Raw genomic sequence first — 23563 nt, forward strand, 5'->3', positions numbered from 1 at the left:
CTGATTGAGGTGTCACCTTGTGTGTATGCCTTAACTATTTTTTCTCGCAAGTCGAGCGAGTACGGTTTCATTAGACTTCATTTGTGTACTCCTCTTACTGTACCTCATAAACTTGCAATAGGCTGTAAATTTCTGTATTGCGCTGTTGGCGCTCATTAAAAACAACAAAAATCACAGCAGAAAGAATTGATAAATTTCCGATGAGTTGAATAATTTCTATAAAGGCTAAGTTTTTGAGCCAATCAAGAATAGTTTCTAAGCGTTTCTCAAACAAGTAAAATGCTGCTAAAAGCTTAGTTTGCTTATCAGGTGGAATATATTGTCCGCAACGCTTACGATGTTCTCGATCTACTCGAAATACTTGCTTATTCCGCTTTTTCATAGTAATTTAGCAGCTTAAAAAAACCTCCTACACGACTCCCAGATATCCTTCAATTAAAATCAAGGCTATTAGTAAACTAAACTAATAACGCCTCAAGTAAACGTTTCCACTCAACTAGATCGCCATTGTTAGCTGCAAGAATGTCAGTTAAATCATCAAAATCTCGATGAATTCCATCCTTAAACTTTTTGACTTTCTCTTTATAAGACTTCACCCTCATACTATCTGTTTTGCCCTGGAGTAGAAAATAGCAAAAATAGTCAAATAGATCGATTAGTATTTGAAATGGCAATACTAGTTCGTCATAACCTAAACTTTGAGAATACTCATCATATTCTTCTAGCATTCCTCTGATGATGAGATATTCTAAATAGTTGAGTTTTACAAAAGGGTTGTTAGGGAATTTTTGCAATGCATCTTGTATAACCTGCACAGAACGATTAGAGTCATTCTGTTTCAGTAAGAAAACTGCATACCTTTTGACTGCCCAAGTGTAAGCAGGATTTTTGGTAAGAACATCATTGTAAACTTGTTTTGCTTCTTCTAGACGGTTGTATTTTTCTAGAAAGTAAGCATAATGTGAGAGAGTCCATAGGTCATCGTCATAGCCATTCTTTAAAGCTTTGTGATACCACTCATAAGCACGATCCATCAGAAAATTTCGTTCTAGAATGTAGGCGTAATAATTTGCTCCCTCGCTTCTATTTGTAATGAACGCTTGTTCAAGATGATAAAGCGAAGTTTCGTAATTGTAAGTTTTGCCATAGCATTGACCGATTCCATAGTGAAAGTCTGGTGTCTCTTTATACTTTAATAAGTGTTGATATAGTTTTGTCGTTACTTTGTACACATCTTCTGCGCGTAAGAAATCTGCAACTTCAGCAATAGAAGCGATCGCATAGTCTTGATACTGATTAAGAATCTTTTCATACTCTTGGTTGCGAGCAAGATTCATCAACTCGTTTTCTACCATTGGTTATATTTCCTACTTAATATTTTTTAGCTTGCTTGACAAGCATCGTACCAAGTTGACAATGATTGAAGTTCGGCAAGTGGCAGTAACAAAGTATCTTGAATTTCCTGCTGCACTCTATTACTGACATAACAGCTATTATTCAGGCAATCTATCAATAATTGGTTGGCATCGTAGTACTGTTTAAGTTTTTCCATCTGCTGAGTACTAAACTGCCAATCGTAGCCAAAATTGCGGTAGGAAATCGATACTAGCTTTAACTGTTCCATCCAAGTATCACCGTTAGCTTTCCACCACAGGTCAAATTCACTATCCTGAAGTGAACCGAAAACTTGTTTAAGTTGTTGCAATTCTTGCTCTAAATTGGGATCAACAACGCTAGCACGGGTAATTGCTCGTTCAAGAACCCGCTTAAAAGTCAAAATACATTTTGGAGTGTCTTTAGTTACGTAGTTAAGCGCAAGCGTACGATCAAGCGCCAGATCAAGCGCCAGCTCATCATTAATTTTTCGAGTCATTGTCGGCTCAAGTGCACGCGATAAATCTAAAGTACTACTGAGTAAATTAGAGGTACGTGCTAAGTCAAGGTCAAAATAGAAAGCTCGTACAAGTACCGACTTCTGTAGATACATACTACGGGCTTTTTGACTAATCCAGGTGAGAAACTCTTGTAATCGCTCATCTGCAACTAGGAGTTGATCGACGTGTTGCTTCGTTAACTGAAGCAGGTAGTCAGCATTTTGTAACATACTAACGCTGAATAAAAATACTTCCCGCCAGCGTTTCTCCGTAACATGACTCACTAGCTGTTGTAAACTTCGATTTAAAGCTTGAACATCAGAATTATCAACAATTGTTCGTGCAGTGAAATATTCATGAAATGTCAAGTGGGAAAACGAATAAATTCCTCTAGCACGCTCGACTAACAAGCCATGTTGAGCTTCGATTGATTTGAGCACGATCTCACTATCGAGTTGCAACGGTTGAGTAGCTGTCACAATACTAGGCAAGCTACGGATATAATCAGCAATGTATTGTTCTAATTGCTGCTGTCTAAAGAAGTATTCACCTTGCTCAAATGTCTGTAAAGCAATCTGGCTGAGTAGATCTTCCTTGTGTCTAACTGACAAGTTTTTATAAACCTGCTCGCGTTCAATATTACGCTTGGCATCCCATTTTTTTAGTAGTAAATTTATTCCTTCTTTGTAAAACTGGGTGCGATTTATGGGAAAGCTAGCTGTTTCTGCAAATACTAGACATATTAGTGTCAGTAATAACGGATTAGTAGCTAGTTCGCGAATTGTAGAGTTTTGCTGGAGTTTCTGCAGAAAACTTCGACTCTCTTCTTGAGAAGCAAACCAATTATAAGCAAAACTACTTATCTGATCTGCATCAAAATCAGCAATTTCTACCTCAGTAAACTCTTCAAAGGTATATTCGCGTGTTGCAATTCTACAGGTAAGTACAAAATGGCTATGAAGAAACTTAGCTGAAAAACTTCGGATCTCCTGAACAACGCGATAGCAATCTTTTTCCTGCACTTCATCGAGTCCATCAAGTAAGACTAGCGCCCTACCATGACTTAATATTTGTGCAGTGACTGTGGAATCCGTCACTCCGCAAGTTGTCAACTGCTGTGCTATGTACTCAAACAGACTTAGCTGTTCTGGTGCTTCAGCAAAGTCTTTGAGCGCGATTAATATTGGTACTCGGTTATCTTTTAGCTTGCCATTAATACACTGCAAGGCAATATGTTTTAGAAAAGTAGTTTTACCTGCGCCTGGTTTACCCAATACGACTAACTTAGTGTACTCTTGCAGTGCTTCTAAACCAGATATTGAGTTTTGAGTAACTTCCCCAAAGTTAGGACGCTCAAATTCGTCTGGTGCGCAAACTTTGAGCAAATCAGTGAGTTCTAATCGGCGTCGTCCTGTAATTTTTTTGAGTAGGTTTACCTTAGTATAAATGTTATTTAATTCGATGGGCTGGGACATATCTAGTACCCGCATTAGCCCACACCTTTGTTGTATGGTAGTGCGCACTTTATCGCGTATGTCTTGTACTAATACGTCTAGGTCACACCTACTACTGAAGTGAGCTAACCCTAACTGAACAAGTTCAACTTCCTCAATTAAGTCAGCAGTTTCTTCCTCCCAATTCTCTAGTTCAGCAACATCTTGCCAAGGTAATTCTAATCTTTGACAGATTTTATGAAAATTTTCCCTCCCTACTGGTTTGCCAGCAAAAAACTTTTGCACTGTTGAGCGAGAGACTTCTAACTCATCTGCCAAGTCAAGTTTAGTTGCAAACATCAACATAGCCCGATTAGCACGGTTGAGTCCTTCTGGTGATGCTTTTAGCGATCGCCCTGCCTGTACTTTCATGTCTGTTTGTAATGAATAGAACTTGTCTAACAGTATTTAGAGCTAACTCAAAAAGTCAGGAAACTAGCTTGGGAAGATCACTCACATTAGCTAATTTTTTGTGATTATAGAATAATCTAATTGATTCAGTCTGTATTCACCACAACAATCAATATTTTTCCGTACCTATCCAACCTTAAACATGACCCAAAATATATATAAAATAAGCTCATCTAATAAGTCAAGCTATTCATAACAAATGAGCTAAACCGTTTTTAGTAATTTTTTACACCAGGTACTCGCTATTATTTAGCTCTCAAATCGTTAATTTCATGAAGTTACTATTTATCGTTTACATAAAACTTGACGGTTGAAATTATAACAATTATCCTACTTTAACATTTTTTTTCCTCTCCCTTAAGGAGGATTAATATATAAAAGATATTTGTAGTATAAAAAACAAGTTTTTCGTATTAAGAAAAACAAAAATTGTATTAGAAATAACAGATTATAGAAAAAACCACTCAAACTAACTTTATACAAAAAAAACACATAAAATACACATCTTTAAACCCTTACTGGGCTTGATTAATTTGTCAGATATGCAAAACTATAAAGCAACTTGCAAATGATGCTTCTTGTGTCAACCTTGATAGAAAAAAGTTTAATGATTTTTTCATCTAGTTATAGATGGTGAAATTTTCAGATGAACTGTTATGAAGCAGCCAAGGTTTTTCCTGATTGAGTTAAGAGTTTAAATGCTTATGAGTCATTCTTGTTCTTTTAAAAAATAAAGACGTTTGATTTTAGTTTTAAGGATTAGAACTCTTAAGCTGTAGCTTTTTGTATCATTTGAGAAATTTGAATTTGTTTAAAACATTAAATAGGAGTAATTAACTGTAATATTGAATTATTATTGCCATATAAGCTAGTTTTGCTAAAAACACTTATCCTATAACTGGCAAGGCAATAAAGCGAAAGGTTTTAATTGCTTAAAAGTAGTTTAATTAAGTAATTTTAGTATTAGAGCAATAGCTAATTTAGATATTTCTAAATACGTGTTGAACAGGTGATACATCTCTCGCGACGTGTTGGTATCCAAGCATTAAATTTAATCAATGATTGCTGCAAATAGGTTACAAACATTGTTAAATGCTGGTCATTTTGTTGTGTCAGCTGAGTTAACACCGCCGCGACACTACAAGATAAAGCCATTGATTAGCAAAGCGGAAAAGATTGCTGCCTACGTAGATGTAGTACACATAAATGACAATGCGCTTTCACAAGCCCGGTTATCTAATGTTGTAGCTGCACACTTAATCCAGCAAATAGGAATTGAACCTGTTGTGCAATTAACACTACGTCACAAAAACCGGATTGCTTTGCAGAGTGACTTATTAGGACTAGCAGCACTAGGAATTCGTAATGTCATGATTTTAGGGGGTTATCCCTGTTCAATTGGTAGCGATCCAGATGCTAAGGAGGTAAATGACATCTCTGCAATTGATGCGATCGCCGCAACTCACAACCTAACAACGTACGGCAAAATGTTCAATGGAGATGCGATCGCGCCAGCCCCAGATTTTTATATAGGTACAATCGCAGTTCCTTACACAGCGCCCGATAAATTAGATGAGAGCATGGCTCTTTTGGCGGCAAAGATTAATTGCGGTGCACGCTATATTCAGCTACAAGCAACTTTCGATCTGACCACAATGCAGCAATGGATGGCAGAAGTTGTGAAACGAGGATGGCACAAACGAGTTCATTTTATTGGAGCGGTTTTTCCTTTTAGTAGCTGGAAAGGACTTGAGTTTTTACAAACAATCCCAGGTTTCAACATCCCAAATGATGTAATTGAGCGCATTCGCAGCAGCGATCGCAAGTCGGAAAGTCTTCAAGTCACTTTAGAGTTAATTCAAGGTATACAAGCCATCGAAGGCATTCGCGGTATTCACTTGCGATTAATTGGTTCTAGTGACTGTTCTCAGATTGTCGAATTAGCAGGACTACGGCAATTCGCCCAACGCAGCACAATCACTTGAAAGCACTTAGCAATTGGCTAAAAGCTAACTAAACACTTTTCTTACTAAGAATTAGAGAATGAAACGAGTAGTAATTACAGGCATTGGTGTTGTGGCTCCTTTAGGAATCGGTAAGGAGCAGTTTTGGAAAAATGCAATTCGCGGACAATCGTATTTGCAAGCTGACCCTGAAATGGAAGCAATGGGTATTAAAAGCAAAGTCGTGTGTCGAGTTGCTGATTTTGATCTTTCCGATTACTGTTCAGGAGCAGAATTTGACCATTTGGTTGAGCAAGATCGCGTAGTGCAGTTTGGTGTTGTTTCTGGTACGGCGGCGATCGCTGATTCAGGTTTAGACTTAAGTCAAGAAGATCCCGAATCCCTAGGAATTATCTTTTCCTCTGCGATCGGTGGTACGCCAACAATTCAAAAAATCTTCGAGCGATGCAGTGAAAAAGGCAGCCAACCCTTAAGACACGTTGCCACTGGTGAGAATTTTTACAACGCAGGTATGTTCAACTATCCTGCGGCACTTCTAGCACGAAAGCACGGATTTCAAGGACCGTGTACCTCGCTATCGACAGGTTGCACTGCTGGCTTAGATGCATTAGGACTGAGTTTTGAATTGATTCGTTCTGGAGAATGCCAGGTGATGCTGGCAGGAGCCTCAGAAGCGCCGCTTACTAGTTTAACTTATGCCACGCTTGACGTCATTGGTTCTCTTTCGGTAGCAGATTGCGAACCAGAAAAGGCATCACGTCCATTTGATGCGAAGCGCGGTGGATTTGTCATTAGCGAAGCTGGTGCAGTATTAGTACTAGAGGAGTTAGAACATGCACTTGGGCGTAACGCCCACATTTATGCCGAAGTCGTGAGTTATTACAGCGTCAGTAATGCCTTTCATATGACTGATCTTCCCGACCACGGAGTCCCAATGGCAGCAGTCATGGAACGGACGCTACACCTAGGTAATGTTGAACCAGAAGAGCTTGACTATATCAATGCGCATGGCAGTTCCACACCGCAAAATGATCTATTTGAAACGAATGCTTACAAGCAAGTACTAGGCGATAAAGCATACCGTTTGCCAATTAGCTCAACTAAATCAATGATCGGTCATTCGCTTTCTTCTGCCAGTTTAGTAGGAGTTGTGGCAACTTTAGGTGCAATTGAACTTTCTGTTGTTCACCCAACAGCTAATTATGAGTTTCCTGATCCTAATTGCGATCTTGACTACGTACCCAACGAGGCACGTTCTACAGATGTCAACACTGCACTACTAACTGCAAGTGGCTTTGGTGGCATCCATTCCGCAGCAATTTTCAAAAAGTATCGGGAGGAATCTTTAGGTGAGTAAACACGATGTAGTCATTACTGGCATTGGTATTATTAACCCTGCTGGCACTGGCAAAGATGAGTTTTGGCACAATATCAGTACAGGTAAATCTGCAATTCGTGCGATTAGCCGTTTTGATTCTACAGACTTTCCAACCAAGGTTGCTGGTGAGATTGCAGAGTTTGCACCAGCAGACTATATTCCGCGTCGCTTCATTGTCAAAACAGATCGATTCACGCACTACGCCTTGGCTGCAACTGAATTGGCACTGCAAGATGCAGCACTTGATTTAACACAAGAAGATTCCTATCGCGTTGGTGTTTGGTTTGGTAACAACGCAGGCGGTTGGGATATCTGCGAACGTGGGTTCTACGAACTGTATAACGACGGCGCAACGATGGTTAATCCTTGGCAAGCAACGGCGTGGTTTCCGACAGCGGCTCAAGGGTATGTTACAATCCGCTACGGTATTCGCGGGTACAGCAAGAGTTTTGTTTGCGATCGCGCTAGTGGCGCAAGTGGATTGTATTTTGGCATCAAGTCAATCCAAGAAGGATTTAATGATGTCGTTATTGCTGGCGGTTCGGAAGCACCAATCACGCGTTTTGGGATGACGTGTTATTACGAAACAGGAGAAGTTAGTGCCGCGAGTGATCCAGAAAAAGCTTATTTACCATTTGACCGCAATCGCTCAGGCTTAGTACTAGGTGAAGGCAGTACCGTTTTGGTACTAGAATCAGAAGAACACGCACTTGGGCGTGGTGCGAAGGTTTATGGCAAGGTTGTCTCCGGTTGTATGACGACTGATACCGATCCTACCAGCGGTGCTAACTTTGAGCGATGTATGGCACGCGCGATCCAATCTGCACAACTCCAACCAACAGATATTGATATTGTCTTAGCCGAAGGATGCGGAACGCAACAAAGCGATCGCATTGAGGGCGGAGCGATCGCCAATGTTTTTGCCCAAGCACCAAATGTCGCGGTTTCAGTTCCTAAAGCACTCTACGGACACCTTTATGGTGCAAGTTGTGTCACTGAGGTAGCTTGCAGCCTTTTGGCAATGGAAACAGAACAATTACCGACAATGAACCAAACTGAGCCAGATTCCGACTGTCGGCTCAACTTTGTCACTCAACCCCAAAGTCATACGGTGCGCCATGCACTAGTGAATTCTCGCGCCCGCGAGGGAGTCAATGCATCGTTTGTGATTGGCAAGTGACGTGTTGCTGTTGCGATCGTGCTTTGCAGCAAACCAATTACAGCAAAGGTCAATGTGGTTAGGGCGATAAAGAGGCTCAAAACTATTACTCTAATTACAGGCAAGGCATTGCTTTACCCCTGTTGTCACCCTGATCTTTGACCTCTGACATCTGCCATACCACGAAAACTAGATTTTTGATTGAGGTACTTAGATATGGTTATGGATGCGCTAAAAGACATTTTGCTTGATTTAGGAATTCCTGAACAAGAAATTACAGAAGCAGCACTCCTCCGCAAAGACTTGCAACTCGACTCAACAGAAACAGTAGACATTTCTCTAGGATTAAAACGTCGCTTTGGTGTCAATGTCAAACTCGAATCACGCAAGGACATGACATTAGGGGATGTTTGCGAGATGGTTAACCAAGCGATCGCTGCTACTGCTACTGCTACATAATACTTCCTGCAAAGGAACACAAGATTTCATGTATCTACAACTTGCCCAACCAAGACTTGCCGAAGTTAAAGGAATAGGAATTGATATTGCATCTATTAGTAAAATCGCCTCTTTAGTAAGTCGCTATAACAGCGAAACGCTTACTCTACTTTTTACTCCCGACGAAATTGAACAGTGTCAGTCCGCACCGCACTCTAGTCGATCTTACGCCGTCTGTTTTTCGGCTAAAGAAGCTGTAGGAAAAGCCCTAGGAACTGGATTAGTTGATATCAACTGGAATGAGATTGAAACAGTAATAGTTCAGTCGGGATTGACAATTAAGTTGCGCGGCGCAGCACAACAAAAAGCATTGCAGTGTGGAGTGAAAGCATGGCTGGCAACTTGGTGCTATTGGGATGACTATGTGATGGTTCACGTTCTTTCAAAGGGCGAACAAGCATGAATCAGTACGAACAATTACCTGATATTTTTAATGTGGCAGCTTACTTTATCAAAGGTAATTTGCATAAAGGATATGGTGAAAAAATTGCTCTGTACTATCACGATGAGACGTACACGTATCGTAAAGTCAGTAATGAAGTTTGCGCTGCTGCTGGATTACTCGCTGAGTTAGGTTTAGAACGCGAAAATCGAATCGCAATCCTATTACCCGATAGCCCAGATTTTGTATTTGCCTTTTGGGGTGCGATTTGGTTGGGTGCTGTACCTGTACCAATTAACACTGCGTGTAACTTGAATGATATTGAGTACATTCTGCAAGATTGCCGCGCTAAAATCTTACTCACAACTCAAGACTGGCAAGAAAAGCTTTCTCCAATTCAGTCTCCATTCTTACAAAATATTCTCCTTACAGATGGAGATAACTCTTTTAGAACACTTTCAAACTCATTTCCTCAAGAACTATCGCCGGCACAAACATCACCCGACGAACCAGCATTCTGGCTTTATACTTCCGGTAGTACAGGTAGACCCAAAGGCGCGATGCATATTCATCGTAGTATGATCGTCTGCGCAGAGCAGTATGGTAAAGCGACTCTTGGTTTGCATCATAACGATATTACCTATTCAATCGCCAAGATGCCATTTGCCTACGGTCTAGGAAACACTTTGTATATGCCAATGGCAGTTGGTGCAGCATCAATTTTATCGGATGCAAATAATGCCTTCGACATCATTGCCGATATTCATCGCTATCAACCAACAATTTTGTTTGCAATTCCTGCTACCTATGCTAGTATTCTTGCAGTGCAAGATATTGCTCCTTTAGAGACTGCAACATTACGCTTATGTGTATCAGCAGCTGAGCAATTACCTAAAAGCATTTGGCAAAGATGGCGCAATATCTACGGTAAAGAAATTTGTGAAGGTATTGGCACAACTGAATTTTTACATATCTTTCTTTCAAATCGTTTAGGCGAATGCCGTCCAGGTAGTTCAGGTAAACCTGTTGCTGGTTACGATATCTGCATCATTGATGAGAATGGTGTCTCAATGCCTACCGGCGAAATTGGCAACTTGCAAGTAGGTGGCGATAGTTTGATGCTGCGATATTGGAATCGTCATCAAGAAACACGCCAAGTGATCTACGGTAAGACCATGCGTACTGGAGATAAATATCTCTGTGATGAAGATGGCTATTTCTGGTTTATGGGACGCAAAGACGACCTTTTTAAGGTTAACGGGCAATGGGTATCGCCCTTTGAAATTGAAGACGTGTTGCTGCAACATGAGAGTGTGCTTGATGTTGCGGTAGTACCAGAATCTGAAAGTGGTGAAAATTTAACTCAAGTTGTAGCCTACGTTAGCCTGAAGTCTGGTTTTTCCGAGTCGCCTGAACTAGAAGAAAGCATTCGTAGATTTACCAAAATGCAATTGCCTCGATTTAAAGCTCCGAAAAAGATTCAATTTTTAGAACGATTACCGCGTACGTCAACAGGAAAAATTCACCGCAAGGCATTACTTAAAGCTAGTCAATTGGTTCAATAAGAAAGGATAACTCAATGGTAACGCAGCAACAAAGACGCTTGGTAATGGGACCAAGTGATGTTCCGACGATCGCTGACAGAGGTGGTGAAATTCATGTATTGATTTCTCCTACCAGCGTGCAGTCCACCAAATTAATTATGGGCACAGCAACCGTACCAGTTGGCGGCAGAGTATTATGTCACGCACATCCACATGGTGAAGAGTGTTTTTACGTACTGCAAGGTCAAGGTGAAATCGAGATTGCGGACGTTGGTGTCGTGTCCTTTCAAGCCGGACAAGCAGTACTGACTCCCCAAGGTGCAGCACATTCAATTGTTAACGTTGGCAATGAGGAAATCCAAGTTGTCTTTGCCTCGGCTCCTTTAGCACCTTCCCCCAAAGACGGACACATTATTCTTGAAGGAGAACATTAAATGAAGAACATGATGCAAGAAGCGCCGGATGTTGCCCAGAGTTTCTTCGATCTGGCAAAATCGGTGAAGCAGTATTCTCCGCTTGATGAAAAGGTTAATGAGTTAGTTATTATCGGTATATTTAGCGCACATCGGGGTTTACGAGGCATCAACACGCACGTAGAACGCGCGATGGCAGCTGGAGCAACTAAAGAAGAAGTGATTGCTGCGATTCTCTTAGCATTACCGATTGTTGGCATTACAGATGTCAATATGGCATTGGATCAAGCAATGGAGACGATCGCAGACACTACAGCCAAGACGAAGGAGGTTACGGGTGCGACGGCTGGTTGACTTGAGTGTCTTAGTCGAAAACTCGGCTTCAGAGCCGATGGAAATTCGCGTTGAGCGACTCGATCACATCAATGGTGCTAAGCAGTTTTGTGCTGAAGTGGCAACAAGAAATGCTGCTAAGTCTGACGATCGCCGTCTTGAACCTGAAGATTTTCCCAATGGTGCCTTTATTACTTTAGATACTGTCACCTTACCCACACACATGGGGACGCATATTGACGCACCGATTCATTACGGTTCAGATTGTGCAGGTTCTCCAGCACGTTCGGTCGATGAATTACCCCTAGAGTGGTTTTTCAGTGATGGAGTACGACTCGACTTACGCCACAAACAGCCACAAGACTTTATTAGCATTGCAGACATCAAAAATGCTCTAGATGTAACTAAACACCAACTCAAGCCTCTAGATATTGTTCTAATTTGGACAGGAACCGATAAACTTTGGGGTAAGCGTGAGTATTTTTCCCATGCACCAGGCATGAGTCGAGAAGCGACTGAGTGGTTAGTAGAACAGGAAATCAAAGTTATCGGCATTGACACCTACGGTTTTGACCGTCCATTTGTCACGATGCTAGAAGACTTTTGGCGAACAGGCGATCGCAGTTATCTTTGGCCAGCACACTTCTACGGTCGCGAACGCGAATACATTCAAATCGAACGTCTCGTCAATCTCGAACAGCTACCCGATACAGGATTTCAAGTTGCTTGCTTTCCTTTGCGTGTTAAAGGATTAGATGCAAGTTGGGTAAGAGCAGTTGGGCTAGTTAATGAGTTTTGAGTTTTGAATTAACCATCCAACGACTTCACAACAGTAATTTATAGATTTTACGGAGTGTAAGTATGACAGGTTACACAGAGAATAATGTTGTTATTTTGCGAGATTTTGATACCGTTTTCGACCTAACGAACGATATTGAACTTTGGCCGCAACTATTTACTGAGTACGAGAAAGCAGAAGTACTAGAGCGCAATGGGAACGAGGTTTTGTTTAGTTTGACGACTTATCCTGAAGGCGATCGCCCTTCACGAACTTGGGTTTCGCGGCGACTGATTGACAAGCCTGGCAAACAAGCTACAGCGGAACGCGTAGAAAAAGCCTTTCCATTTAAGGACATGAAAATTCACTGGACTTATGAGGAGTTACCTCAAGGCGTGGGTGTGGTGATGACTTGGATGCAAAAGTTTGAGATCCACGACGAATGCAAGTGGACAACTGAGCAGATGGAGTCATTTCTCAACCGAAATACTCGCGTTCAAATGCGAGCGATTAAAGAAAAAGTTGAAGCTTGGTCTGCTAAGACTCTCACAACAAACGCTGTCTAATACTTACCGCGACAACCCCAAGGAGTAACTATCAATGTACCAGCTGGCAAGTGATTTTTTAACATATCACGAAATGTTTGTTCCAGGTCAAAAAGACCCACTCGTTATCTTGCAAACTTTATTGCAAACTGGGGTTTTTTCTGAATATGTGATGTACGAAAGTGAGAGCGAGGTACGGATTGCGGGTAATGCTTTAGCTGAGGTTTCGGTTAGTGCTGAAGCTGTGTCTAGTCGCTTTATGAGCCAGAAGCACTCAGAAATTTGCACCGATCCACTGAAGCAAGTCGAGTCAATTTTTGCATCTTTGCCAGTAGAAAACTGGACAGCGTATGGTTACGTTGGCTTTGACATTGCCCGTTTTTATTACTCCTACTCCAAAGCAATTGACCAGCCACTACTATATTTTTTGGTTCCAGAAACCGAACTTTACATCACCACGAAGGGAGTACACATTAGAAGTATTAAGTCACCTGCAAAAGTGCTGGAAGTCTTATCCGCTGATAGCAAATTAGCAGAATATGTACCAACGCCTCCCGTTGTAGCTGCAACTGAAAACCAACAGTATGAACAACAAGTTGCAACTCTAATTGATGCAATTCAAAATGGCGAACTGCATAAAGCGATTATCTCGCGATCAGTAAAGGTGAAGGGCAATATGGACGTGCTTGGCACTTATATATTAGGAGCTAAGAGCAATAACGCTGCGCGTTCGTATTGTATGAGTGTGGGAGATGTCTGCGCTGTAGGGTTTAGCCCTGAGATTTTGATGGAAGTTAGCACAGATGGTTTTGTTGTAACGAATCCTCTAGCAGGAACACGACCGCGTAGTTCGGATTCAGAAGAAGATATGCGTTTGAGTGATGAGTTATTTATTGATGCTAAAGAAGTTAAGGAACACGCACTTTCTGTTTGGTTAGCGCAAAGTGAAATTAGCACAGTTTGCTCACCTGAAACCGTACAGATTTTTGATTTTATGCAAGTTAAGCAGTACCGTTGCGTTCAACACTTATCTTCACGGGTAGGCGGTCAACTCAAATCAGGAAAGACGCTATGGGATGCATTGAAAGTGTTATTTCCTGGTATTACAGTCTCTGGAATTAATAAGCACGAAGCTTTAGCATGGATTGACCGCTTGGAGGAAGAACCAAGAGGAATTTATGCTGGTGGTATTGGTTGGATTGATAGCAGTGGTACAGCAGATTTAGCGATCGCAATTCGCTCTGTTTATCAATATGGTGACTCTGTTCACCTCAATGCAGGTGCAGGTATTGTTGCTGAATCGGTTCCTCAAAATGAATATGTTGAATCGGTTAACAAGATGAATACGATGCTAACCAATCTCGTGATGGAGTCTTGAGTCGATGCAGCGGAAAGAGTTTTGAATAAAAATCTTTTTAACTCATAACTCCCAATTTCCAATTACCAATTACTCATTACCCATTGCAAGTATGTCTTTTATTCAGGTTGCAAATCGCAAAGTTTATTACAATGCACCTTTTGGGTTGCCGTCCCAAGGCGATCGCAAAATAATGTTGCTAGTACATGGTGCTGGAGGTAGCAGCCGTCATTGGGAACCAATGCTAGCTCAATTCGATGCAACAGAATTCCCTGTAGCGCTCGATTTACCAGGACATGGGGCTTCGGAGGGGTATGTACCTGATTCAATTGATGCCGTTGTTGAATTTCTCAATGTTTTTTTGAATCGCTTAGGCATTGAGCATCCTATTTGTTATGTAGGACAATCGATGGGAGGCTTGATCGGACTTCAATTTGCGCTTGCTTACCCAGATCGGGTTGCACAATTGGTCTTAATGGCAACCTCTGCACGCATTCAACTTCATCCTGATTTTCTGCAGCAGGCGATAACTGGGCAATGGAATTATGAAACTCTCCGTCAAAGTTTTGCTGCTGAAATTCCTAAAAATGTCAAAGATCTTGTATTAAGTGAATTTCAATATACTTTATTGCAAGCAGATGCTTCTGATTTCATGGGTGTAAGTCGTGTCGATCTCAGTAGTGCCGTGTCAGCTTTACGGCTACCGACGTTGATTCTCACCGGAGACGATGACGTGATTATCTCTCCACGCAAATCTAAGATGTTACAGTGGCAAATTGAAAACTCGCGCTTGGTTACGATACCTAATGCAGGTCACTACTTGCACGTCGAACAACCGGCAAAAGTTGCTGCTGAAATTCAGCATTTTGTCAAGGGCGATCGCTTGGTGTCGGCATCTCAATCACAGGAAAGTTGAAGCCTCATTTCTCTAGCAATCCTGCGTCCCTACTCAAGATCATTGGTGAGGATTGATGTGGAAGTACTATCTGACTCTAAGTTCAATTCTCCTGCTACGCGGCTGAGCGAAAACCGCAGCTATGCAATTCTTGGCACTGGAGCATTAGGTGGGTTTTATGGTGCTCGTTTACAACAGGTTGGACTCGATGTTCACTTTCTGTTGCGTAGTGATTATGAGTATGTCAAGAAACATGGTTTATTTATCGAATCTCCAGATGGATCTTTCCGCCTCTCCCATGTTAATGCCTACCGCAACGTGCTCGATGTACCACCTTGTGATGTTGTTGTCGTTGCGCTAAAGACAACGCAAAATAATTTATTGCGACAAATGCTACCTAGTTTAGTCAAAGATAACAGTGTTGTCTTAGTGTTGCAAAATGGTCTAGGTGTAGAAGAGGATGTCGCGGCGATCGTTGGCTCGAATCGCGTAATGGGTGGTTTGTGCTTTACTTGCAATGACAAAGTTGCTCCAGGTCACATTCGTCATCTTCGTTACGGCGTGATTACGCTCGCCGAATATGCTTGTAATTATCTAACTTGTGGAATTACCGAGCGCATGCTTCAAGTCAAAAGTGACTTTGAGAGTGCTGGTGTTCTCATTCAGTTAGCTGAAGATCTGCTTTTGGCTCGTTGGAAAAAACTTATCTGCAACATTCCCTTTAATGGTCTGACTGTCGTACTCAATGCAACTATCAAAGACTTGATAAGTGACGTACATACGCGGGCTTTGATCGAGCAGATGATGCAGGAGATGGTAGCTGTTGCGGCGGCTTATGGTCGAGCGATCGCAGATGACTATATCGAAAAACGGCTCAAATTTATTGCCAAGATGGGACCCTATCGCACGAGTACAAAAATTGATTTTGATCAAAGGCGCTCGCTAGAGGTAGAAGCAATCTTTGGTAAACCTTTACGTGCTGCTCAACAAGCTGGGCTTGATACTCCACAACTTGCCATGCTTTACCGACAGCTCAAGTTTTTAGATACCTATTACTGTACTAATCAAGCGATCGCAGTTTTATCGCATTAGGCGTAACAAGTTAACTAAAATTCATTGATACATCAGTTGGTTCTGGCGATTGGCTAATAGCTAATCGCAACGAATAAGTTTTCTATTAGTAATGAACAGTTAGCAATTAGCGATGTAAAACCATAAGCAAATTAGCTAATGAATTGGAGAAGAAAAATGCAAAAGATAAATTTGCTAAATGTTGAAATTGATAATTTACCCACATCAAAACTTTTAAAAGAATTAAACAAAGGAATTGTTTTTACAACTAATGTAGATCATCTCATTAAACTACAAAAAGATAAAGAATTTGTTGAGGCTTACAATGTAGCTGATTACAAAGTTTGTGATAGTCAAATAGTCATGTATGCATCTAAATTTTTAGGTACGCCGATTAAAGAAAAAATATCTGGTTCTGATTTTTTCCCTGATTTTTATAATTACCATAAAACCAATGAAGATATTAAAATATTTTTGTTAGGGGCAGGTAAAGGAATAGCTAATCAAGCTCAAAAAAATATTAATAATAAAATGGCAAGAAATATAGTTGTAGGGGCACATTCTCCATCTTTTGGATTTGAAAAAGACGAAGAAGAGTGCCAGGAAATTATAAAAATGATTAATGGTACAGATGCTACAGTTCTTGCAGTAGGGCTAGGCGCACCAAAGCAAGAAAAATGGATTTATAAATATAGACGCAAGCTATCAAAAATTAAAATATTTTTAGCTTTAGGAGCTACTATTGATTTTGAAGCAGGTAATTTGAAAAGATCTCCAAAATGGATGAGTAGTTTTGGTTTGGAGTGGTTTTACAGATTACTGTGCGAGCCTCAAAGATTATGGCAAAGATATTTAGTAGACGATCTGCCTTTCTTCTGGTTGATTTTGAAGCAAAAGCTTAATTTTTCTAACTGTCAAAATAATCAGACAGTAAGTATGGCAAATACAAAACTCATTAATTCTAAAAAAGAAATCGATATTTTTCAATTTAATTCAACTCAATATAAGTATCAAAATTTAAATAGCTTGAATCGAACTGAACTAAAGCGTTCAGCTTGGACAAAACCAACTTCAGCTATTAACTTAGGAATAAATTTTAGGCGGTCGCATTCATACAAAGTTGAGAAGCTCAACGTACAAACTCAACTTACAAATAAATTCTCTTACCGTTAGTTGCAACTAAGTCAAGTTCAAACTTTTATTGAGGATTTCTAATGGCTGGTTCTGTAATATTCCCCAAATCATTTCCCAAAACAAGTTTTAAGCAAAGCTATTGGCAGCGTTATTTACTTCTAGGATTATTAGCTAACGCAACCTTTGGGATTTTAGCTTTACTTTACTTAAAGCTAGTGCCACCAACTTATACAAGTCACTCAGCAATTACTTTACCAGAAGCCGGATCGGCGGCAAATGTGAACTTACCAAACATAGGACAAGCTTCTTATGAAAATTCCTCTCTCTACGCTAGTACAACCCAAGATCCAAGAGAAAATTATAAGTTTATTGCCCAAAGCGAACCTGTATTAAATGCAGCAGCTAATCAGCTAAATATACCCGTAGCAAAGTTTGGTAAGCCGCGAATTGGAATTATTGATGGCACTACAATTATGACTGTCGATTTTAAGGGTGCGAGTCCTGAAGAAGCGCGGAGCAAATCTTTAGCTTTCTATAATGCTTTTGAAGCTAAACTTAATGAATTAAGAAGTGAAGAAGCAATTCGCCGAGAGTCAAGTGTTCAAAACGCGCTAGGTGACTCTTGGAAAAAGTTAGAAATTGCTCAACAGCGACTTTCCACTTACAAAACTAGTTCAGGTTTGAGTTCTAACGAGCAACTTAGAGATCTTTCTAATAATATTGAACAGCTACGCAAACAAAAAGTTGAGATTTTAGCTCAACAGCAGCAAGCTAGTGCTCGTTTAAGTCAATTATCAGCTAGTTTAAATTTATCAGATTTAGAAGCTGTAGATGCCTTCACATTACAAACAGATCAAATATTTCAGCAAAATTTAAAAGATTATAGTGAAGCTAGCGCTACACTAAGTGTTCTAGACGCAAAGTTTCTACCTGGCAATCCTCAGTTAGTTGCACAGCAGGCTAAACAAAATGCTGCTCAAACAGCATTACTCAATCGCAGTCAGTATCTTTTAAGGAAACCAATTAGCCAAGCAACCATACATCAACTTAGTCTCAATAGCACTAACTCGGATTCAGCACGCGAAAGTCTTTTTCAGCAACTAGTAACGACTCAAGCAGAACAAAAAGGATTTCAAGCACAAGCACAAACCACTGACGAGCAAATTACCCAACTTCAAATTAGACTTAACCAATTAGCACAAAAAGAATCTGACTTAGATGCTTTGCAGAGAGATTTACAAGTTACTGAAGCCGTCTTTTCTTCCACACTAACTAGACTAGATATAGGTAAGTCAGATACTTTTGGTTCTTATCCACTTGTTCAATTCGTTACACAACCTAACTTACCACAAACCACAAGTTGGCCAAAAAAAGAATTTGTTTTATTTGGTACTGTATTAGCTTCAATTTTTGTAACTATAAGTATAGCATTGTTTGGAATGTATCGCTATCAAAAGTCAGTTGATCTGCAACCAAAATCAAAGTTTTAAAAACCATAAATTTGAGCTATCACTACACCATTAAATTTTAGGATGAAGCCTCAAAATCTTGAAGAAAAAGTAGTACTATACTCGGCGATAGGTACCTATGGGCTTTATCTACTTGGAGCACAATATATTTTTATACCTGCGATCGCCTGGCTTTTAACACTCTACCTATGTAAGCGAATTTGGCAACAAATACAAAATCTGCTAGTTGAGAAAGTTACAATTCCTGTTTCAATCTGGGTCTGGATTATTGCTATGCTCCTTTTAGAGTTTGCTTTAATTATGGGGCACATAGATTTTGATTTAGGGTTGATCAAAACTATTTTTTCATCAATTAACAATTGGGCTAGGCAATATGCCCTTTTAGCATTATTTCCCTTAGTAGGCTGCCTTAATATTCGACCTCAAATTCTTTATCGTGCAGCTTGTATTATTTGCTTACAAAGCTTAATTTTTGCTTTTATTTCTTATTTAGTTTTTATATCACCTTTACCTCACATTGAATATGTTTCTCCTTTAGCAATTTTAGGAGGTGGTTCAAACGAGCTTTACTCAGTAGCTTTTTATGAAGTTGAATATGGAACTAACTTATTGCGATTAAAATTGTTAGCTCCCTGGTGTCCTGAGTTAGGAATGATAGCTAATATTTATTTTCTTCTTGCTATTCAAGAAAAAAATAGTAAATGGAGAATTATTGGTGTAATTGGTGCGATCGCTATGGTTATTGGCTCTTTCTCTCGCGCAGCTATAGTCTGCTTACCGACTGTTTTTGCACTAGTTTGGGTATTAGGAAAGCTGACTCAGCCTACAACTCATATCACTTTAGCAATAGCAAGTTTTATTACCAGTATATTTACTCCTCAATTATTTAATTTCATTCAAACTTCCCGCGAACAATTCGATAGTTTCCGTGCAAGTTCTTCAGAAGTAAGAGGACTTTTAGTTAACTTAGCATTAGATCGCTGGCATGAAGCTCCTCTTTGGGGACATGGCATTGTCACTCCTTGGCTAAATACTCCAGGAATTGGCACTCATCACACTTGGGTTGGTCTTTTGTTTATTCGAGGAATAGTTGGTTTAAGTGCTTTTGTAATTCCCTTATTTTGGAGTTTCATTGATTTATTATATAAAGCTCAAAAAAATGCGACTGCTAGAGTTGGTTTAGGTATTGTTTTAGTCCTATTTATTTTTAGCTCTGTTATAGATATTTCCTACATAGTTCACCTTTATTGGTTAGGCTTGATTATGCTAGGTGTTGCACTTAAAGAAGAACTAGAGTATTAATTATTTTTTGCTGATTTTGTCATAGAAATAGTAAACAAGACTGAGAAAAAGAAAAGAGTTAATTTTGCATAATTGAGGGTTGCTGTATGCACGTTATTGTTTTAGAAAATCAACCATCTTCGCAACGCGGTGGGCAAGAGCTAATTTTACTAGATGTTTGTAAAGGTTTAGCCGATCGCGGGCATCAAATCAGTTTACTTTATCTAGAGGAAGGCAACTTAATTAAACAATACCAAGAGTTCTGTACTCATTTAATTAAAGTCAATAGTTTTCTTCTCGATCGAAATACGATTAAAAATAGCTTAAAATTCTTTACTGATATTTGGAAAGTGCCGATTAGTAAAAATAGTGTAGTTTATAGTAATCGATATCATGATGTTGTTTTTGGGTATCTGTTGTCATTGATTAAACAGATTCCCTTTGTCTGCTACTTACAACTACCTCCACATACAAAAAAATTTGGTCGCCCGCATACACTTGGATTAAAAGGTGTAAATAAGTTTATTGCGCTTTCAAAACAAACAAAATTAGACTGGCTTGATGTTGGCTTGAAAGAAAAAAAAATTGATATAGTTCATGTTGGTATTAATTGGGAAACTTATCAGCCTACGAGCAGCTTATCTACTCTGAAAAAACAATGGGGTGTTTCTGAAAATACTAGAGTCATTTTATATGTAGGCAGAATTGATAAAGAGAAAGGAATAGAAGTATTAATTAAAGCTTTTGCTTTACTTGTTAAAAGTAGTACTAATACTAAGTTACTAATTGCTGGAAAACCGGTCGCCCACTCCACTCATGAAGAGGGTGAAATTTACAAGAAATCCTTAGAGCAGTTAGCAATTGATTTAGGTGTAGCAGAATATGTAAATTTTCTTGGTCATGTAACAAATACAACTTCTATTTATCAAATTAGCGATGTTACAGTTGTGCCTAGCTTATGGTCTGAACCTTTTGGTAGAGTTATTATTGAGTCAATGGCTTGTGGAACTCCCGTAGTAGCTAGCTGCACTGGAGGAATCCCCGAAATTTTAACAGAAGAGTTTGAGAAAAAGCTTTTTGAACCAGGAAATGAACAAGCTTTGTTAAACACTCTAACTCAAACAATTGATTGGCGAGATAGAGATTCTGATCTAGGTAACAGGTGTCGCCAACATATTTTATCAAAGTTTAATTTAGATAACATGATCGATGAAATTGAAAAGTCGCTACTGAGTGTTATTAAGTAGTACTTAATACAATAATTAGCTTTTTTTAAGAGCATCTCTAAGGCATTTATTCAAGTAAATTGTTGAAGTTATAAAAAGTAAAATGCCAAAAGTAACAGTAATAGTACCAGCATACAATGCTGAACAAACAATAGTAGCCACAATCGCCAGCGTTCAACAGCAAACATATCAGGATTGGGAACTGATTGTGATAAATGACGGGAGTAGCGATCGCACACTAGAACTACTCAAGCGGATCAGAGAACCAAGAATGCGAGTGTATCACTACAGCAACGCGGGGGTATCAGTAGCACGTAATCGCGGTATTGCCCTAGCCCAGGGCGAACTGATTGCATTCTTGGATGCAGATGACTTGTGGAGTGCAGACAAACTTGAGTTACAAGTCGCTGCTTTACAACAATATCCTCATGCAGCAGTGGCATATAGTTGGACATATTTCATGAATGCCACGGCAACAACGATTCATGCTGCACCAGGGGTGTGGTTTGAGGGGGATGTGTACCAGCAGTTGTTAGTGCGCAACTTCCTCTACAGTGGTTCCAATCCTTTAGTGCGCCGTGATGCACTTGTCCTAGTGGGTGGGTTTGAACCTACGTTAACTCATGGTGAAGACTGGGAGTTGTTTGTCCGCTTGGCTGCTGTTGTCCAGTTTGTTGTTGTTCCTGTTGGGCAAGTTTTCTATCGTCAATCTTCCACTTCAGCTTCGGCACAGGTCGATTTGATGGAACAACGTCTTCTCCTCGTCATTGACTCTGTTTTCTCTGCTGCCCCTCCTCAGTTTCTCTCACTTAAATCTCATTGTCTTGCTAATCTCTATCAATATCTAACACAGCTATGCTTAAAGCGTGTTTCTCATCCTAATGGCACTAAACAAGCTAAACAAATGTTGTGGAAAGCTATTTCTGTACGACCGCAAATGTTGTTAAACAGACACACTCAGACTTTATTATTTAAGCTATTAATCCTCAGATTTTTTTCGTATAAAGTTGCTATTTATCTTTTACACTCCTTTAGTAGAAGTCATGCTGTTAAAATATCGTTTAACTCTTAAAAAGATTATTGACTTTACGTAAGTATGTAAGAAAAACTTAAAAAAATCTACAAATGCTAATATTCATTTGTTTTTACGTAGGAATAGATAAATTCTTGATTCGATTAAGAATGATCTATCGAGTCCAAATAAAATCTTTTCTTCGCAAACCAATATTTTATATTTATCAGAGATTTGGCTTAACTGCTATAACAAGAGAAGAGTTAGTAGAAAGTCCTAAAAAGTATAGGCTTTCACGCTTTAGTTCTCAAGAATTAGTTGTTGCTAGTGAACCAAAATTTTTAGAAGGACACAACGTTAAAAATACAATTTTTCCATTTATTGTTAATATCGAACAACCTTTTGTCTGTGAGATTGATAATATTTACTTGGCAGGACCTTCAGCCGTTGGTTTTGATGAAAGTCACAATGTTATTTTAGAAACAACTACTCCGCTACATTGTCGAAAAAAACATTTAGAAGGAAGTGTATCTGTACGCTCTTTAGCTATCAAAAAAATATTCAATTATAATACTCCTCAAATAGATATAGCTTGTTCTTTACTAAATGCTTGGAGCCAAAATTATTGGCACTGGATTATAGATTGTTTAACCCGATTAGAAGGAATTGAATTTTATTACCAAAAAACTGGAATAAAACCTCAACTAATTATTGATGCCAACCCTACCTCATGGCAAGTAGATTCTCTTAAGCTTTTGGGGTATCAACCACAAGATTGCATTCAATGGAACAAGTCACGAATGCGAGTAAACAAATTAATCATATCATCATTTCGACGTCATTATGACAAAGTCTATAGTGTAGAATCACCTTCAGCAAGCTGTTGGATTCGCGAACGGATGCTTAGTCATCTTTCTGACAACGAAGATATTAAGCCTTTTTCATCAAAAATCTTTATCTCTCGCCGGAAGGCTGGAGGACGACGAATCATTAATGAAAATGATGTGATAGCAACTTTAGCAGAGTTTGGTTTTATTACTTATGTTTTGGAAGACATGAACTTTGCAGATGAAGTTAGATTATTTTCACAAGCCAAAATAGTTGTTGCGCCTCATGGTGCAGGTTTAACAAATATCATTTTTTCCCAAAGTCTAACTTTAATTGAATTATTTGGCTTATCTATTTCACCGTGTTTTGCTAACTTAGCACGGGGTTTAGGATTTCAGTACGGATACATTCAATGTCAGTCGCCTCATACTGCCCTTCGTTATCACGATAGCGACATGATAGTAGACACAATCCAATTGAAAAAACTTTTAGTTCAAATGCTCGATTTTTAGCTAACT

The 23563-nt window shown here is 39.5% G+C and carries 22 protein-coding genes; 19 read left to right on the top strand and 3 right to left on the bottom strand.

Annotated elements, in window-relative coordinates; genetic code table 11:
- Nucleotides 1–94 precede the first annotated feature (94 nt).
- The 3 genes from IQ230_RS18750 to IQ230_RS18760 form a co-directional block, all read right to left on the bottom strand.
- Complete coding sequence (locus tag IQ230_RS18750; protein WP_193933782.1) at nucleotides 95–382, bottom strand: hypothetical protein; 288 nt, start codon at nucleotides 380–382, stop codon at nucleotides 95–97.
- 76 nt (nucleotides 383–458) lie between these two features.
- Nucleotides 459–1355: a tetratricopeptide repeat protein gene (locus IQ230_RS18755; RefSeq protein ID WP_193933783.1), complete on the bottom strand. Its 897-nt coding sequence runs from the start codon at nucleotides 1353–1355 to the stop codon at nucleotides 459–461.
- Between the two features lie 26 nt (nucleotides 1356–1381).
- Complete coding sequence (locus IQ230_RS18760; RefSeq protein WP_193933784.1) at nucleotides 1382–3739, bottom strand: NACHT domain-containing protein; 2358 nt, start codon at nucleotides 3737–3739, stop codon at nucleotides 1382–1384.
- Between the two features lie 1097 nt (nucleotides 3740–4836).
- Between IQ230_RS18760 and IQ230_RS18765 the strand changes: the two genes are divergently transcribed.
- The 19 genes from IQ230_RS18765 (at nucleotide 4837) to IQ230_RS18855 (ending at nucleotide 23557) form a co-directional block, all read left to right on the top strand.
- Nucleotides 4837–5763 carry a methylenetetrahydrofolate reductase gene (locus IQ230_RS18765; RefSeq protein WP_193933785.1) on the top strand — a complete coding sequence of 309 codons (927 nt, stop codon included), beginning with the start codon at nucleotides 4837–4839 and terminating at the stop codon, nucleotides 5761–5763.
- Nucleotides 5764–5821: 58 nt separating this feature from the next.
- Nucleotides 5822–7099 (top strand): beta-ketoacyl-[acyl-carrier-protein] synthase family protein, encoded by a 1278-nt coding sequence (locus IQ230_RS18770; protein WP_193933786.1) that lies wholly within the window; start codon nucleotides 5822–5824, stop codon nucleotides 7097–7099.
- Entirely contained in the window at nucleotides 7092–8300 is a 1209-nt protein-coding gene (locus IQ230_RS27740; RefSeq protein WP_193933787.1) for a beta-ketoacyl-[acyl-carrier-protein] synthase family protein, read from the top strand. Before IQ230_RS18770 ends, IQ230_RS27740 begins: the two co-directional genes overlap by 8 nt.
- Nucleotides 8301–8501: 201 nt before the next feature.
- Entirely contained in the window at nucleotides 8502–8738 is a 237-nt protein-coding gene (locus IQ230_RS18780) for an acyl carrier protein (RefSeq protein ID WP_228055128.1), read from the top strand.
- Nucleotides 8686–9180: a holo-ACP synthase gene (locus IQ230_RS18785; protein ID WP_228055129.1), complete on the top strand. Its 495-nt coding sequence runs from the start codon at nucleotides 8686–8688 to the stop codon at nucleotides 9178–9180. The genes IQ230_RS18780 and IQ230_RS18785 overlap by 53 nt, the downstream gene beginning before the upstream one ends.
- Entirely contained in the window at nucleotides 9177–10724 is a 1548-nt protein-coding gene (locus IQ230_RS18790) for a benzoate-CoA ligase family protein (RefSeq protein WP_193933790.1), read from the top strand. Before IQ230_RS18785 ends, IQ230_RS18790 begins: the two co-directional genes overlap by 4 nt.
- A 14-nt stretch (nucleotides 10725–10738) precedes the next feature.
- Nucleotides 10739–11137, top strand: coding sequence for a cupin domain-containing protein (locus IQ230_RS18795; RefSeq protein WP_193933791.1), 399 nt, complete (start codon nucleotides 10739–10741; stop codon nucleotides 11135–11137).
- On the top strand, nucleotides 11138–11470 hold the full coding sequence (locus IQ230_RS18800) for a carboxymuconolactone decarboxylase family protein (protein ID WP_193933792.1): 333 nt from the start codon (nucleotides 11138–11140) through the stop codon (nucleotides 11468–11470).
- Nucleotides 11454–12248: a cyclase family protein gene (locus IQ230_RS18805; protein ID WP_193933793.1), complete on the top strand. Its 795-nt coding sequence runs from the start codon at nucleotides 11454–11456 to the stop codon at nucleotides 12246–12248. The genes IQ230_RS18800 and IQ230_RS18805 overlap by 17 nt, the downstream gene beginning before the upstream one ends.
- 62 nt (nucleotides 12249–12310) lie before the next feature.
- The gene (locus IQ230_RS18810; protein ID WP_193933794.1) at nucleotides 12311–12793 is read left to right on the top strand and encodes an SRPBCC family protein; all 483 of its coding nucleotides are present in this window, start codon (nucleotides 12311–12313) and stop codon (nucleotides 12791–12793) included.
- A 34-nt stretch (nucleotides 12794–12827) separates the two neighbouring features.
- Nucleotides 12828–14150 (top strand): salicylate synthase, encoded by a 1323-nt coding sequence (locus tag IQ230_RS18815; protein WP_193933795.1) that lies wholly within the window; start codon nucleotides 12828–12830, stop codon nucleotides 14148–14150.
- Nucleotides 14151–14241: 91 nt separating this feature from the next.
- Entirely contained in the window at nucleotides 14242–15045 is an 804-nt protein-coding gene (locus tag IQ230_RS18820; RefSeq protein WP_193933796.1) for an alpha/beta fold hydrolase, read from the top strand.
- Between the two features lie 57 nt (nucleotides 15046–15102).
- Nucleotides 15103–16116: a putative 2-dehydropantoate 2-reductase gene (locus tag IQ230_RS18825; RefSeq protein WP_322742480.1), complete on the top strand. Its 1014-nt coding sequence runs from the start codon at nucleotides 15103–15105 to the stop codon at nucleotides 16114–16116.
- A 156-nt stretch (nucleotides 16117–16272) separates the two neighbouring features.
- Nucleotides 16273–17268: a WecB/TagA/CpsF family glycosyltransferase gene (locus IQ230_RS18830; RefSeq protein WP_193933797.1), complete on the top strand. Its 996-nt coding sequence runs from the start codon at nucleotides 16273–16275 to the stop codon at nucleotides 17266–17268.
- Between the two features lie 41 nt (nucleotides 17269–17309).
- On the top strand, nucleotides 17310–18719 hold the full coding sequence (locus IQ230_RS18835; protein ID WP_193933798.1) for a GumC family protein: 1410 nt from the start codon (nucleotides 17310–17312) through the stop codon (nucleotides 18717–18719).
- A 42-nt stretch (nucleotides 18720–18761) separates the two neighbouring features.
- On the top strand, nucleotides 18762–20000 hold the full coding sequence (locus IQ230_RS18840) for an O-antigen ligase family protein (RefSeq protein ID WP_193933799.1): 1239 nt from the start codon (nucleotides 18762–18764) through the stop codon (nucleotides 19998–20000).
- Between the two features lie 86 nt (nucleotides 20001–20086).
- Nucleotides 20087–21226 (top strand): glycosyltransferase family 4 protein, encoded by a 1140-nt coding sequence (locus tag IQ230_RS18845; protein ID WP_193933800.1) that lies wholly within the window; start codon nucleotides 20087–20089, stop codon nucleotides 21224–21226.
- 82 nt (nucleotides 21227–21308) lie between these two features.
- Complete coding sequence (locus IQ230_RS18850) at nucleotides 21309–22277, top strand: glycosyltransferase family 2 protein (protein WP_193933801.1); 969 nt, start codon at nucleotides 21309–21311, stop codon at nucleotides 22275–22277.
- A 95-nt stretch (nucleotides 22278–22372) separates the two neighbouring features.
- Entirely contained in the window at nucleotides 22373–23557 is a 1185-nt protein-coding gene (locus tag IQ230_RS18855) for a glycosyltransferase family 61 protein (RefSeq protein WP_193933802.1), read from the top strand.
- The last annotated feature ends 6 nt before the right edge of the window (nucleotides 23558–23563 follow it).

Origin of the sequence: Gloeocapsopsis crepidinum LEGE 06123 (assembly GCF_015207655.1) — a bacterium.
Lineage (GTDB): Bacteria > Cyanobacteriota > Cyanobacteriia > Cyanobacteriales > Chroococcidiopsidaceae > Gloeocapsopsis > Gloeocapsopsis crepidinum.

What these genes read in the sequence shown, in the direction of transcription:
- IQ230_RS18780 (WP_228055128.1), top strand. Translation starts at nt 8,502, where the DNA reads ATGGATGCGCTAAAAGACATTTTGCTTGATTTAGGAATTCCTGAACAA.
- IQ230_RS18755 (WP_193933783.1), bottom strand. Translation starts at nt 1,355, where the DNA reads ATGGTAGAAAACGAGTTGATGAATCTTGCTCGCAACCAAGAGTATGAA.
- IQ230_RS18850 (WP_193933801.1), top strand. Translation starts at nt 21,309, where the DNA reads ATGCCAAAAGTAACAGTAATAGTACCAGCATACAATGCTGAACAAACA.
- IQ230_RS18750 (WP_193933782.1), bottom strand. Translation starts at nt 382, where the DNA reads ATGAAAAAGCGGAATAAGCAAGTATTTCGAGTAGATCGAGAACATCGT.
- IQ230_RS18800 (WP_193933792.1), top strand. Translation starts at nt 11,138, where the DNA reads ATGAAGAACATGATGCAAGAAGCGCCGGATGTTGCCCAGAGTTTCTTC.
- IQ230_RS18830 (WP_193933797.1), top strand. Translation starts at nt 16,273, where the DNA reads ATGCAAAAGATAAATTTGCTAAATGTTGAAATTGATAATTTACCCACA.
- IQ230_RS18835 (WP_193933798.1), top strand. Translation starts at nt 17,310, where the DNA reads ATGGCTGGTTCTGTAATATTCCCCAAATCATTTCCCAAAACAAGTTTT.
- IQ230_RS18845 (WP_193933800.1), top strand. Translation starts at nt 20,087, where the DNA reads ATGCACGTTATTGTTTTAGAAAATCAACCATCTTCGCAACGCGGTGGG.
- IQ230_RS18820 (WP_193933796.1), top strand. Translation starts at nt 14,242, where the DNA reads ATGTCTTTTATTCAGGTTGCAAATCGCAAAGTTTATTACAATGCACCT.
- IQ230_RS18785 (WP_228055129.1), top strand. Translation starts at nt 8,686, where the DNA reads ATGTTTGCGAGATGGTTAACCAAGCGATCGCTGCTACTGCTACTGCTA.
- IQ230_RS18790 (WP_193933790.1), top strand. Translation starts at nt 9,177, where the DNA reads ATGAATCAGTACGAACAATTACCTGATATTTTTAATGTGGCAGCTTAC.
- IQ230_RS18795 (WP_193933791.1), top strand. Translation starts at nt 10,739, where the DNA reads ATGGTAACGCAGCAACAAAGACGCTTGGTAATGGGACCAAGTGATGTT.
- IQ230_RS18765 (WP_193933785.1), top strand. Translation starts at nt 4,837, where the DNA reads ATGATTGCTGCAAATAGGTTACAAACATTGTTAAATGCTGGTCATTTT.
- IQ230_RS18810 (WP_193933794.1), top strand. Translation starts at nt 12,311, where the DNA reads ATGACAGGTTACACAGAGAATAATGTTGTTATTTTGCGAGATTTTGAT.
- IQ230_RS18840 (WP_193933799.1), top strand. Translation starts at nt 18,762, where the DNA reads ATGAAGCCTCAAAATCTTGAAGAAAAAGTAGTACTATACTCGGCGATA.
- IQ230_RS18815 (WP_193933795.1), top strand. Translation starts at nt 12,828, where the DNA reads ATGTACCAGCTGGCAAGTGATTTTTTAACATATCACGAAATGTTTGTT.
- IQ230_RS18760 (WP_193933784.1), bottom strand. Translation starts at nt 3,739, where the DNA reads ATGAAAGTACAGGCAGGGCGATCGCTAAAAGCATCACCAGAAGGACTC.
- IQ230_RS18770 (WP_193933786.1), top strand. Translation starts at nt 5,822, where the DNA reads ATGAAACGAGTAGTAATTACAGGCATTGGTGTTGTGGCTCCTTTAGGA.